The sequence below is a fragment of the Methanoregula sp. genome, from assembly GCF_050010295.1.
Lineage (GTDB): Archaea > Halobacteriota > Methanomicrobia > Methanomicrobiales > Methanospirillaceae > Methanoregula.
Genome location: NZ_JBEKLH010000003.1, coordinates 201,195 through 213,378, shown reverse-complemented (window position 1 = coordinate 213,378; position 12,184 = coordinate 201,195). Strand labels below are relative to the sequence as shown.

Annotated in this window: 12 protein-coding genes; all 12 read right to left on the bottom strand. The window is 44.6% G+C overall.

Annotation, left to right across the window (positions count from 1 at the left end; all coding sequences use genetic code 11):
• Positions 1–401: tetrahydromethanopterin S-methyltransferase subunit A (locus tag ABSB80_RS06105; RefSeq protein ID WP_428369184.1), on the bottom strand; the 401-nt coding region annotated here is incomplete at its 3' end.
• A 2-nt stretch (positions 402–403) separates the two neighbouring features.
• Positions 404–697: a tetrahydromethanopterin S-methyltransferase subunit MtrB gene (gene mtrB / locus ABSB80_RS06100; RefSeq protein ID WP_428369182.1), complete on the bottom strand. Its 294-nt coding sequence runs from the start codon at positions 695–697 to the stop codon at positions 404–406.
• A gap of 1 nt (position 698) precedes the next feature.
• Positions 699–1,547, bottom strand: coding sequence for a tetrahydromethanopterin S-methyltransferase subunit MtrC (mtrC, locus tag ABSB80_RS06095; protein WP_428369180.1), 849 nt, complete (start codon positions 1,545–1,547; stop codon positions 699–701).
• Positions 1,548–1,557: 10 nt separating this feature from the next.
• Positions 1,558–2,397: a tetrahydromethanopterin S-methyltransferase subunit D gene (mtrD, locus tag ABSB80_RS06090; RefSeq protein ID WP_428369178.1), complete on the bottom strand. Its 840-nt coding sequence runs from the start codon at positions 2,395–2,397 to the stop codon at positions 1,558–1,560.
• On the bottom strand, positions 2,394–3,293 hold the full coding sequence (mtrE, locus tag ABSB80_RS06085) for a tetrahydromethanopterin S-methyltransferase subunit E (RefSeq protein WP_428369176.1): 900 nt from the start codon (positions 3,291–3,293) through the stop codon (positions 2,394–2,396). The genes mtrD and mtrE overlap by 4 nt, the downstream gene beginning before the upstream one ends.
• 494 nt (positions 3,294–3,787) lie before the next feature.
• Complete coding sequence (locus ABSB80_RS06080; protein ID WP_428369174.1) at positions 3,788–4,291, bottom strand: hypothetical protein; 504 nt, start codon at positions 4,289–4,291, stop codon at positions 3,788–3,790.
• Positions 4,292–4,473: 182 nt separating this feature from the next.
• Positions 4,474–5,049, bottom strand: coding sequence for a hypothetical protein (locus ABSB80_RS06075; RefSeq protein WP_428369172.1), 576 nt, complete (start codon positions 5,047–5,049; stop codon positions 4,474–4,476).
• Between the two features lie 574 nt (positions 5,050–5,623).
• A complete protein-coding gene (locus tag ABSB80_RS06070) occupies positions 5,624–7,981 on the bottom strand; it encodes a hypothetical protein (protein WP_428369170.1) in 2,358 nt (785 codons plus the stop codon).
• Positions 7,978–8,991 carry a hypothetical protein gene (locus tag ABSB80_RS06065; RefSeq protein WP_428369168.1) on the bottom strand — a complete coding sequence of 338 codons (1,014 nt, stop codon included), beginning with the start codon at positions 8,989–8,991 and terminating at the stop codon, positions 7,978–7,980. The genes ABSB80_RS06070 and ABSB80_RS06065 overlap by 4 nt, the downstream gene beginning before the upstream one ends.
• Before the next feature lie 889 nt (positions 8,992–9,880).
• Positions 9,881–10,702, bottom strand: a complete 822-nt coding sequence (locus ABSB80_RS06060) for a hypothetical protein (protein WP_428369166.1) — start codon at positions 10,700–10,702, stop codon at positions 9,881–9,883.
• Positions 10,671–11,906 (bottom strand): hypothetical protein, encoded by a 1,236-nt coding sequence (locus ABSB80_RS06055; protein WP_490356196.1) that lies wholly within the window; start codon positions 11,904–11,906, stop codon positions 10,671–10,673. The genes ABSB80_RS06060 and ABSB80_RS06055 overlap by 32 nt, the downstream gene beginning before the upstream one ends.
• On the bottom strand, positions 11,887–12,084 hold the full coding sequence (locus tag ABSB80_RS06050) for a ribbon-helix-helix domain-containing protein (RefSeq protein ID WP_428369162.1): 198 nt from the start codon (positions 12,082–12,084) through the stop codon (positions 11,887–11,889). Before ABSB80_RS06050 ends, ABSB80_RS06055 begins: the two co-directional genes overlap by 20 nt.
• Positions 12,085–12,184: the final 100 nt, after the last annotated feature.

Below are 12,184 nucleotides of genomic sequence, written 5' to 3'. Positions count from 1 at the left end.
ATGTTGACGATTTCCGTCTGTTCCTGGAAGCGCTTGATATGGGTATCGTTGAGGTTCTCGATGAAGGGGATAGCGCCTTCAGCGCCGACGACCCTGCCTTCCTTGACCCCGTTCTTGTGGAGAGCACCGAAGGTCTGGCCGGAGAGGTGGCCTTTGACTTCAGTACCGCAGAACAGAATGAACCTGATGTTGGGGTTGGAGATAACGTTGGCGATGACTTTCTCAAGGCCGAGGTTTTCCGTCTTACAGGAACCGCAGAGTGCAGCGCCTGCATCACAGATGCCCTTTTCATCGAGGTGTGAACCCATGGTGACAACAGCCACCGGGCTGTTGGCGTCACCGGAGATAAAGTCACCCTTGATGAGCGGCCACCCGCTTGCTGGTGATTTCTTGTCTGCCATAGTTAGCCCACCTTGATCAGCTGGAATGCAATGATTCCTGCAATGAATAGTCCAACGGCAAGCCCGTACCAGAACGAAGTGATCGTGCCACCGATCTTCAGCCCGTGGTCCCTGTTGGGGAACGACGCGAGGAAGTTGCCTTCTCCCGAGAGCATGTTGACGAGATCGTCACTGGTTGCTTCAAGGACTGCGACCTTCTCGATGACGGGTGAGAACGACTCGCCTGCAGAGGTTATGATTCCGACAACGGGGTCTGCGACAAGCCCGAATTCCGGGAGTACCTGAATGTATGCCATGTCAGTGTCCCTCCACGTCAGGAATCGGTTTTGCATCGAGCCATGCAGCGGCGTCGCGCTTCGATAGTATCATGTACTCCTTGTACGTGTACGCCCAGCCGACAAGTGCAATGATCAGCGAGATGATCGCCGACCCGGCACTGATCAGGGCAAAGGACATGATTGCGGCAACGACCATGCTCAGGAAACCGCATTCCGCAGTGAGCATGAGCATGCGGTCCTGTTTCCAGCCGGGCCCGAGCGTTGCGTTGAACGGGTGCTGGATTGCGATCGCACCGAGCAGGAAAGCTACGGCGATCAGGCAGCCGCCAAGGAATGACTGCTGGTTGGTGAGCAGGGTCTGCCCGAGAACAGATACTGTTCCGGTCGTCAGTCCGGCAAAGGTGAATCCGCCGGTGATGAGCGCTGCAAATCCCATGAGGGTGAATGCACCAACGACTGCCATCTCCGTGAGTGCCTGGACCATTGCCGGGATCCTCATGTTCAGGATATTGTTTGCTGTATACCCGAGGATGAACCCAATGACGGCTGCAAGGACCAATGCTACGACTGGAGCGAGGTTACCGAACTTGGTTGCCAGCAGCATTGCCATCACACCCGAACCGAATGCGATCATACCTGCGGACGGTACACCGGTACCGATACCATAGCTGCAGAGCACCTTGATGGTGTGGCTGCCCCAGATCAATGCTGCAACCACGGCAAGTCCACCGAAGAACGAGAACATCTCGGTGTTGGTGAGTACATTGAGGTACGTAAGGTAGAGACACACGAGGGTGCTCACGAGGCCCGCGATCAGGATCTTATTGTGCGGAACGCCCCCTTCAATTACTTCAACTTTTACTGTCATCTTCAACACCTCACCATGCAACGATCAGGACCGCCACGAGACCGCAGAGCGCAGACGCTACGGCGGATGCGACGATCGCCCGTGGCCAGCGCTTGAACTTCGGGTCGTGGGGACCTTCGATTGTTCCCGTGATATTGTATGCAGTGAGAACCGCGTTCACGAGGAATAAGCCCACGGCAAATATCCCTGCCATCGATACGGCGATAGGGGTCACCTGGGCTGCAGTCACGGCCATGACACCGGGGAGCGTTGCCTTGTAGAGATTGAGGAGCTCGAGGTAAATGAGTGTACCGCCGGCACCTCCGAGGATACCTCCTGTCACGCCGCCGACGAATGAGACGAAGGGAAGGCCGTGACCTTCGGTACCCTGGGACTTGTACTCTGCCTGGGTGTCACCGGTGATCGGGTCCCTGGCAACCTTACCGGATGCTGAAGGGATGCCCATGCCGTAGACATAGACGAAGTTCACCATCATACAGGTAATGGCCATCATGAGGCCGCCGCCGACTCCGCCGGATATGATCACAACGGCCATACCCTGGCCCGAGGCAGCTGCCCAAGCGCCGCCAAAGAGACCGGCGAGGCCGGCACCGGCTGCGAGCATCGCGACACCGGTTGCGATACCGGGGGCCTGTCCCATTGCTGCTGGAGCACCGCCGACCGGGACGAAGTGGGTGCCGAAACCAATCAGGACACCACCGATGACGACACCGACGAGTGCCATAAGGCCCATGCCCGGCGATACGTACCAGCAGATTGCGAGCAGGATGATGAGCAGGACAACGCCGACGCCCATTGCGGTCGGGTTCATGGCTGCGCCTGCCTGGGGTTTTGCTGCTACTGCGGTCATGCTGATGCCTCCTTGGCCTCAGTGTAGGGTCCGTAGTTCTTCCTGGCCCAGACCTCGATGTACCGGTCTACGACCGTGAAGATGAGGATGATCAGGATACCGACGATGATTGCACCCCACCCGGCGCTGACCTGCTCGAAGAGGACAGTTCGCCAGAGCTCGAGGAATACAATCAGACCGAAACAGACACCGGATGCGGAACCGCCGATCTTGGTGGTGAACCAGCCGTTGTCAATCGAGTTGCGCTCGCCTGCTTCGGCATAGCGGACGATGTTACCGGACGCCGAGATCGGGACACCTGCACCGAACTTCTGGTTCTGGTACTGGCGTTCCTTCCCGTAGTACGGGTTGCCTGTCGCAGATCCCGCTGCACCGAGAGCGATACCCCAGACCAGACCAAGCAGCGGCAGCGGGAACGGGTGTCCCAGTGCGCTGTTCATCAGGTGACAGAGTGTAACGGTAGCGAAAATTGCGATAAAGGCATGTGCCATGGTAACCGTCGTCATGGACTTCAGGATGTCCACGTAGATCGGCTGCCCGAACTTGGCGAGACTTGCTGTCCTGCCCACGTATGCTGTGGTAGCATACACGCCCTGTACAAAGACTGCGAGTACAGAGCCCAGGACAATAGCAAGGACCGCGTTCATCTGCATCGCCATGAATGCCCATGCCAGGCCTGCGCCCAGGCAGCACCAGAGACCGTATGCCGGGGGTTCACCAGCAACCGCCTTGTTAAAGATGCGGTGCAGGAATCCCATCTGCGGCGCGAGCTGAACCTGTGAGTTCGGGTCACCCTGGGACCCGATGTTGGATTCAGTATCTTCCGCAGCACCGGCTACAGTGGCAAGAGCTCCAGCCAATGCAGTAATTCCAATGCCAAATACAATATGTTCCATTTAGCCTCCTCCCTACGTGCGAATGCACGAGAGTATTCAAAATGCAATGCCACGCACAACGAGTAGATACTCTTTGTGGTTAGTGTAAAGTTGGTAGGATCTTCATTAAAAGGTTTCGAATTTATTTCGGCGATAGAAGAGTATATTAAGCCCGAATTAAAAATCGGGCGCTGTTCTGGGATTCTCTAATCATGTGGATTTGTGTTAACGAAAATTAGGTTGTGTTGGGGTAAACGGAGGTTGCGTTACCGACGGAAGGTGGCAGGTGGTTGAAATTCCTGAAAAAAAATAGGCCGGAAAAGGTGAGGAGCCCGGGGACTCCTTCTCCCAGGGCCAGACCTTGGGGGCTAGTTGAAGAACTCCGTTCGCTCGAAGGCCCTCTGCCTTCTCATGTCTCGGGCCTGACATCCCTCAACAGGTCGAAGAACTGCGTTCTTCTCCTGCTTCGGGTCTGATGACCCTCAGCATTCTCCAGCCTCCCCTTTGGGGTTCGACTAGGCCAATGCCGTCACCCCGTCAGCCCAGGTCTCGATCCGTATGCGGATCGCGTCGTCCTCGTAGGACGAGATGGTCACCTGCTGGCGGGAGAAGTTCACGAAGTAGATCTCTCCGTTGGGGTCGTGGCACCTCAGGCTCGCCGAGAAGTTGTCGGCCGCCGGGTTCCGGACGATGGTGCCGCCGTGGGCCGTGACGTTCGCGGTGTTGGCGAGCACTGCCGAGATCCCGGCAGTGAACCCGGCGAGCGAGTCATAGCTCTCGGCTCCCCTGCCGATGGTCTTTGCATCGGAGTCCTGGTACACGAATTTGGCCGTGTAGGACTCGCGGGTCTTTTCTACGGGCGGGTGGCTGGCGCCCGAGCTCATATACGATACACACCCGAATGGGTTGCTGGTGATCACCGACTGGACGATCGTGTTGAACGCCGTGATGTCGGCAATCGGGTTCGCAAGTATGCGAACCGCACTTTTTACGTTCGTGTTTTGAACGAAATCTGCCATGTTTGTTTTCTCCTTTTTGTTCTTGTCCTCGGGCGCCCTTGGACATACCAGTATAGGATGTGGAGATATATCGGATAATTTCGTGGGTGGCAAACGGGGAACGAAACGTGGCGGAACCGGTAATCCACGGCCATTATCGCTGCGGAATTGGTACCGTCAGATGAAAGAAAAAGGAAAAAAAGTTATTGGGCCGGAGCATCCGGCAGGTGCCAGGCCGGTATCAGGCCGCCCGGCAGGACTTCATAGTACTTCCAGTCGCACACGCGGGAGTAGGCCACGAGCATCTTCCGGAACTGTACCGTTGTCCCCATGCTGCGGATAGTGTCGATCTTTCCCGCATAGTTCCGGACGAGCGTTTTGGCATCCGGGATCGGCTTCTTCGACGAGATCACCTGGACGAGCAGGCGCATGTCCTTCCGGAGCGCGATGATGTCCACGGGGACTCTCGAGCAGATGATCCGGGCCGGCAGGAACTTCCACTCCTCGAGCAGTTGCATGGCCCGGTGGACGATCCCCCGGTTCCTGAGGTACTCATCGAGACCGGTCAGGGTCCCGTCATCCCTGAGTTCATGGACGATGATATCGGTCGCGGTTGTACTCTTCTCTTGTGTATCCTCCTGTGCGATCTTCCGGCGGCCGCCGGATATACCGGCAGCGTTCATCTGCAATACCTTTCTCTCGGATGGCGAGGTAATTCCGCCCTTCCCGGCACGGGAGACCCTGTGGGGTCTCCCGGTCGTTTTCTTTTTTGTGTTCATTCAATCACTCCTTTTCAGCATCACATCCTGTTCTCCTGCAATTCACTGCCGCCGGGATATTCATTCCCGGTTCTGTTACGAACGCCGGCCCAAACCAGAGGTCCCCTAGGAGTATTATCCACGGGAACGACCGGCGCCTATCGCACCGGCATTCAGAGACGCACACCACGACCCGGGGCCGGACGGGACCCAGAAGAGGAGTCCGCCCGGAGGATCGCAGCGCGACATATGCATTCCCACAATGCCCTGAGAGGTACAGCTAGTACACTGGTCACTGCCGCAATGAACACCATGCCAGGATCAGGAGGACGGCAATCCACTCCGTCTTATGCAGAGAGAACCCGGGCCCCATGATCGATGCCTGTGTCAGTGTGCAGTCTTCGTGTGGCATTTGTGATTACCTAAACGAAAGATAAAATCATATATATAATAGTTGGATGATGCAAGTTATATGAGCCTGGGTACGGAAACTGGGACATGATTCGTATTACCCGGAGGTTTCATTGATTGAACTGTGGAGAATGGGCGGTTTATATCGATTGAATAATTGATTAATCGTAAAAAAGTTGAAAAATTATGCTTGTGTTTCTTCGATCACTCCGAGTTCTTGAATCATAGGAAGGAAAAATGGAGCGATCACTTTGGTTGAATATTCGATTTTCGAGAATATATCAATCTCATTGTCACTATCAATTTTTTCACTTGATCCATTTGAAGATGCTTTGGCATGTTTTTGATTATAATTCAAAAATGCAAGTCCTATTATGACCATTCCATATTTGTAGCGCATTTCTAATTGCTCAATCTTTTTGGTATTTTTTATCTCCGTTAATAAATACTTATTATCCATATTCACCAAGAAATCCATCCCCGCCTCTCCATTATCAATTACTTTTAAAGCGGACTCTTCACTTAGCTTAAACGTATCCCATTTGTCCCATCTGATTTCACTTATATCTGGCAAAGAAAGCTTTGAGGGTTTTTTAACATCATCGCCATTTTTATCTGATGGGGTATGGGTTTTTTTCTTGTCTGTATCGTGTATAGATTTTTTTTCTTCTGGCTCTTTGACCTTTACATAGAAAGTACCATTAAATGGTTCAAATTGTGTTCGATCAGATACTATCCATTTAAAGTCCAATTTATCCCCAATATGACATTCAGATGGAATGGAAGCAATTAAATTGGCTGTACCATTCCATAAATTTAGAGAGAAATTTTCGAAAATTTCATCATTAAGGAGTAGAGTAAATTCGCCGGGATCGTTATCTCTATTGAAATAATCATTTTTAGCGTCTGTAATAAAATGCATGTAAAATCTTCTATTAATCGGGCAATCTTTCGGATTTTCCGAACCAAATTCTTTCGAGATTTCAAACATTTCAGGAAAATCTTTTCCTTTAAATTCTTCTCCTTCGGAGGCGCCACTGAAATTGAAAGGACTTGGCAATCTCAAACCTTCAACAAAGAGTTTCGATAAAACGGGAGAGCGTTTTAACATTTTATTAATTACTTCTTCAAGCGGTTTATCATCTTTCACTTTATTTTCGAAGGCTTCTCTCTTTCTTTGCTCTCTTAAACTCTTCAAACCTTGATGATCTTTAATGATAGTTTCTAATGCCTTCTCGATAGCGTACCTTAAATCTACATCACTTAGCCGGTCGCGACTGTTCATGAAAAGATCTTCTCGTGCTCTCCCTTCGATGTCATTGCAATCTACAATAACTAAAATAGAATCTTTGAGATAACCCATACCAATTTTTTCACGCGTGAAAAATCGTTTATCGAGAAAACCATGTGTTTGACCATTTATTGTAAAAATAATCCCTTCGTCTTTTTTAAAGTGGATCTCTTTACCCGGCTTGAACACATATACTGATGCTTTCATATTTTGACCATCAACGACCATAGTATGTGAGGAAGGGAAACCTCTTTCAATGTGATCTGGATTTTCTTCAAGTCTAACCATTAGACCAGATAATGTGGCTTCAGGTGATTTTCCGCCAAAGGGAGGTGTCCTTCTTTCATAAAGACGTATGGGTAATGCTAAAGAGGGTAATAATAACGCAAGCCGATTATTCAAATCAAGAATAATTTGAGTGTATAACCCCGTCATTTGATATTCGTATAATTTGATATAAGATCCCCATTCAAGAGGCTCATTGTATGCGTCTGTAGCTTCTTTACCAGGTAACAGGGGCAGTTGATCACTCTCAAATGAGAGAATTTTATCCTTTGGAGCTAGATATCGATAAACTGAACTTCTTACTCCATCCTTTGGATTGAATCTCCTAATAATTGTGAATCCCCACTTCTTTTTTGATTCATCAATTTCTTGTTCTGCGATTTTTGGATGTCGTTTTGAAATTACTAATTGAAGATTGTGATGACCGCAGAACCTGAAAACCCCTGTTCCTCCCATTTTGAATTTACCTTGAACAAATGGTATTCTCATTTTATTCGATTTTTCAAAAATTGATAAAAATGTATTGGGCATTTTGTTAGGAGTTTGACCTTCTCCGCTGTCAATTATTGCATAACACGGGTTTTTTCTGGTTCCAGTAGCCACCAAAGCGATCTTATTTGCTAACTCCGTACGAGTGAGTGGTGAAATCTTTGTCAATTTTCCATTTGGCACCTTAAAAAATAATTCAACTGCTTCAGGAATACTTTGTGGGCTGTCGGGACCTTCTGGATTAATTTTGCGTATTTCAGCTTCAGCCATTAATACTGCATCAATTGAATTAACTAATTTTTCAACAAGTGCGGCTTCGGGCTTACTTTGTTGATTGCCAATTACCGAAAAATTGTTCTCATTTTGTCCAATATTTTTCCAATTATCCGGATCATCCCAATATCTGGCTTTTTTCAAAATTGAGATTACTTCATTCTCTGTTTCGGCTTTTACCAGTTTTAAACACAATTCTTTCATGTTATGCCCACCACCGTTTTTCCGTTCTCCGTCACAATATACCTAACATTAATCCCTTCTTTCACTCGTGAAATGAAACCTAAGTCAATCATTCTAGCAAGCATCCCAGTCCGGTAGGTATTCGTCATTTTTTCAGTCCACTTTGAATCTAGAGTGGAGAATTTTGCATTCAATGTGTCGGGGGTATTAATGCCGCTTTCAATCCATTGGATAATGGTTTGAACGGCTTTCCATTCAATGGGAATATTGGTCTTAAAGTGGTTAATCAAAAATTGCTGCTCTTCCGGGCTAAATAGTGTTGGAGAAAATGGATTATCGTCAATAATTGGATTTTTTATTTTTGCAAAAGCAAGTCCATAGGGAGATAATGCTATTGAACCATTATCTATTACAATAAACCCGATATCAGATATTGATCCTACCTGATTTCCTTGGGAATCAGCATAACCAATAAAATGGTGAATAAATCTGGACCAGGATTTTTCTTCATCTTCCGGAAGTCCCGCAGAGAAACCTTCTCCCCATATTCTTCCAGCCTTCTCATCGCTTTGCTTCAAGATTTGTTTCATTTTTGAAGCGGACCGTGAGCATCTGTTCTGGAACTCAGTTAGTTTTACTGGTGCTGACTTGTTCTGTATTTGCATGTACGCCAGATATCTGACTGCAAATTTCATTGCAAAAAATTTGTTATATTGGCCCCAAATGTAATAGTTCTTAATAGGGTTTTTCAAAGGAACTTCTCTAATCTTTTCGTAATCTAGGGGTTTATTTAAAATTTCAATCTGAGCCTTAACCTCTTGGGGTTGTTTAGATTCTGGATTTTTGGGCTTAATAATTTCGGAATGTTTTTGAATTTTCTTGTTAAAATCTATAAAGTTTGTTTGTTGTTCCTTTTCAAGAGAAATTTGATTTTCAATTGCAATTAAGATAAAATTTGAAAGTGAAGAACCTTTATTAACCTCATTTATTCGATTAAACACATCCTCAGTAATATCGACTAGGACTTTCATGAACAATTATAAGCTGTTGAACTATATATAACTTTAGAGTTATTTAGAACAACACCAATGTTTTATTTTCAGGGTTCGTTTTCGAGTGGTTCTAGTAAGATTGAATAATGTTAATCTTCCAGAGCGATTGTTCAACTTTTTTTATGGAACTGAATACTAAGACATCTCCTCCCTCCCCCAACCCCCCTCCCCATAACCCGGAAGCAGGGGGGGTCACCCCCCCTTTTGAAAACCAAACGGCGGGGGGGTAGGTGTGGTGTTAAATGACATCGTGTCCTTATTAATCCAAAATAAATAATATTCAGAAAATCTATTTTGTTATTAGATGTATTGGGATTCGAAACATTGGAAAGAAGAGAGATCCAATATTTTAAGAATTTTTAAAGAGCATTTTAAGATTGATTGTTGCCAGCGGTGCGGTAGTAAAAAGAATTTAACTATTCATCATAAAACCTACAAAGAGGGTATTTTTTCACATAATATACCATTATCGGACTATCCCCGGTACTTTGAGGTTATTTGTAACAAATGCCATTATGCAGGACACTCCCATACAAACAAAAGGGATTGGAAAAAGAGTTATTCATTAAAATAATTTTTAGACGCTTAAAAAATTCTAGTATACAATAAGAGTTCACAATTTCGCTCCGCGCACAACATACTCTTTTTTAGAATAAGCAAAAATTCAGGATCATGAAAGAATTCCTATGGTGCAGTGTCAATAATTCCACAATAGAGGAGATAGAAGGAAGGTTATCGCCCGTACCTCGCGCTGGGGCATTAGTTCCTTGCAAGAAAGAGGAATGCCCTGAATGGGATAGGTACGATCATGATTGTATTCATTTGACGAGAACTAGTAGTCAAAAAAGGTAAAACGGCAAAAAATGTACTATACGGCTAAGATATCCTGATATGATTTTCTGCTTAGTTGTCTTTCAATTTGGATGCATTTTTTCTGGAAAGCTTGGTGACTTTTACCATCTAGCTTAAGATCGACATGCCATAGTTCCTCTTCTTTCCTCAAATATTTCCTTAATCCTTTGTTTTGTAACTCGACTAAGATACTGTGAGCTTTTTTTCTAAAAGTTGATTTATCATCGATAAATTTCCACATCTTGTGCGACCTTTCTAGAATGTCATCAACTGTGAATCTTTTACCAAAAAGACCATATTTTTGGAGATGTTTTAAGATTTCAATTGTGAAAATCTCGATATCGTGTTCATCAAATGGATAAAGATAATATGGGGGGACTGAAGTAGAGGTATCAATGGGGAATGCCTCATTTAATTTTAAATATCTAAATTTCCCCCTTTTCAATTGAATCTCTCGGATTTCAGAAAATGGTTTCCCAGACTCAAGCATACGTAAAAAAACCATATCAAATTCTACGATTAGATTCTCATTGGATAAATCCGAAAAAGAACATAGTGCTGGATCTATGTTTAAATGATCACTATGGACGACGGAAATCTTTCCACTAGAAATCGCGGGTTTTGGATTTTTTCTAATTTCATCATATTTTTTGATTTGTTCTCTTTTCAGCGTTTTTGACTTACAATCAATAAATATTATATGATTTGAATGATTATTCTGAAAAACAATATCTGGGTGTGACTCAGGAATATTTACTTCGATTGATGAAATTTGATAATGCTGATTTTTTAATGTATTTGGCCATTTAGGTATTGGTTTTTCTTGGCACAAACCCATCATTATATTCATTAATCTCGTGTGATTTGAAAGTTGAACCATAATTGAGGCCTTCTAAACCCTCTAATGATGCGTTAGCATCATAGTATCTTTGAAGGTTGCATATAAATCTCATTATTGTATTTCCACATGCATCTTTTGGTAGGTACATTCTCATCCAATACGGAGTAATCTCTAAATTGAAATCGTCCCCATTATGAAGATCTACTCCGGCAACAAGAGTAGTACCAGAATCTAATTTCTTTGAATAGCCAGATAGCCGAAATGGTTCTTTTGAAGAGAATACAATTTTCACAAATTCATCAATGTTTTTAATTTCACGTTTTAAGTCAATGCATGCTGGAGATCCATGAATTTTTATATTCTCTTTATTACCTGTGTATGAGAGATTAAATTCATCCTCAACAATCTTTAAAATACCCTCGTATTTTCCTTGAATGTCATCGACAACCTCAATATGTTGGTAGAAAGATGTTCCTTTAACAGTAAATTTACCCCAATAATTTACATCTTCAATTGTAATATCAATAGGCGTAGAATGGTTGTCATTTATATTACTCTCTTTTTTGAATCCAATACTTGAAACCGCAAAAAATTTTGATATTTGGGGGTTGTCTTTTATTAATTTTAAAAATTCTTCAGATGGTGCACCATGTGCTCTCATAGTAAATGTTTCTCCAACATCATCTGTCGGGAAAACATCCCCGTATCGATATTGAACACCAATACCTCTCAGATAATCTGCATGATCATGGTAGATCTGATCCAACATCTTTCGATCCAACCATAAATTATCAAGATGACTCATAATTGGCTGTATTGTTGATTTTAATAGATAATCGGAATCTTTTACATTACTTTTAGTGTGAAGTGTCCAAAATCGTGGATTGGTGGTATCAAGATAGAATATAGCTTGGCTCTCTTTTTTGGAAAGGGTTAATAAATAAAATGCCTCCTCGATCTTGTCAACACCAACTTTCAAATATTTTTGCCCATTATTTGCTATTTTCGCAAAAGAGTCCTTAAAATTAGAAACGTCCTTGTAATTGCTCTCAATTTGGTATGTTTTAACAAGATTTTTCCCCAATTCATATTGACCGTCTAGTTTTATTTTTTCATATGTTTTTGACATATGACTCTCTAATAGTTGTAAAATCTCTTTCTTGGAATCGGCTTTTATTCGACTATCTTTTATGTTGACCATTCGAATACTCTCCAAATTCCATTATATTTTTTCTAACAGCATCTTTGACAAATTCCTGAATTGAGACAAAACCTAACCTTTTTTCACCCTCGATAATCCGCTTTACTTCTTCAACCATCTCTTTAGGCATTCCTATCTTAACATATTCGGTTTTGTCTTTGTCTGGGAATGAAACCATATATACACCATATATAGTGTATAAGTAGTTAGTACTAGGCTAAGTACTTTTCGGTAATTTCTGGCGTACCCCCTTTGAAAACATGACAATATAAAATGAG

Excerpts from the sequence above, each read along its gene's own strand:
- ABSB80_RS06065 (WP_428369168.1), bottom strand. The coding sequence starts at position 8,991 with ATGAAAGTCCTAGTCGATATTACTGAGGATGTGTTTAATCGAATAAAT.
- mtrD (WP_428369178.1), bottom strand. The coding sequence starts at position 2,397 with ATGACCGCAGTAGCAGCAAAACCCCAGGCAGGCGCAGCCATGAACCCG.
- mtrB (WP_428369182.1), bottom strand. The coding sequence starts at position 697 with ATGGCATACATTCAGGTACTCCCGGAATTCGGGCTTGTCGCAGACCCC.
- mtrE (WP_428369176.1), bottom strand. The coding sequence starts at position 3,293 with ATGGAACATATTGTATTTGGCATTGGAATTACTGCATTGGCTGGAGCT.
- ABSB80_RS06060 (WP_428369166.1), bottom strand. The coding sequence starts at position 10,702 with ATGGGTTTGTGCCAAGAAAAACCAATACCTAAATGGCCAAATACATTA.
- ABSB80_RS06070 (WP_428369170.1), bottom strand. The coding sequence starts at position 7,981 with ATGAAAGAATTGTGTTTAAAACTGGTAAAAGCCGAAACAGAGAATGAA.
- ABSB80_RS06075 (WP_428369172.1), bottom strand. The coding sequence starts at position 5,049 with ATGAACACAAAAAAGAAAACGACCGGGAGACCCCACAGGGTCTCCCGT.
- ABSB80_RS06055 (WP_490356196.1), bottom strand. The coding sequence starts at position 11,906 with ATGGTCAACATAAAAGATAGTCGAATAAAAGCCGATTCCAAGAAAGAG.
- ABSB80_RS06050 (WP_428369162.1), bottom strand. The coding sequence starts at position 12,084 with ATGGTTTCATTCCCAGACAAAGACAAAACCGAATATGTTAAGATAGGA.
- mtrC (WP_428369180.1), bottom strand. The coding sequence starts at position 1,547 with ATGACAGTAAAAGTTGAAGTAATTGAAGGGGGCGTTCCGCACAATAAG.
- ABSB80_RS06080 (WP_428369174.1), bottom strand. The coding sequence starts at position 4,291 with ATGGCAGATTTCGTTCAAAACACGAACGTAAAAAGTGCGGTTCGCATA.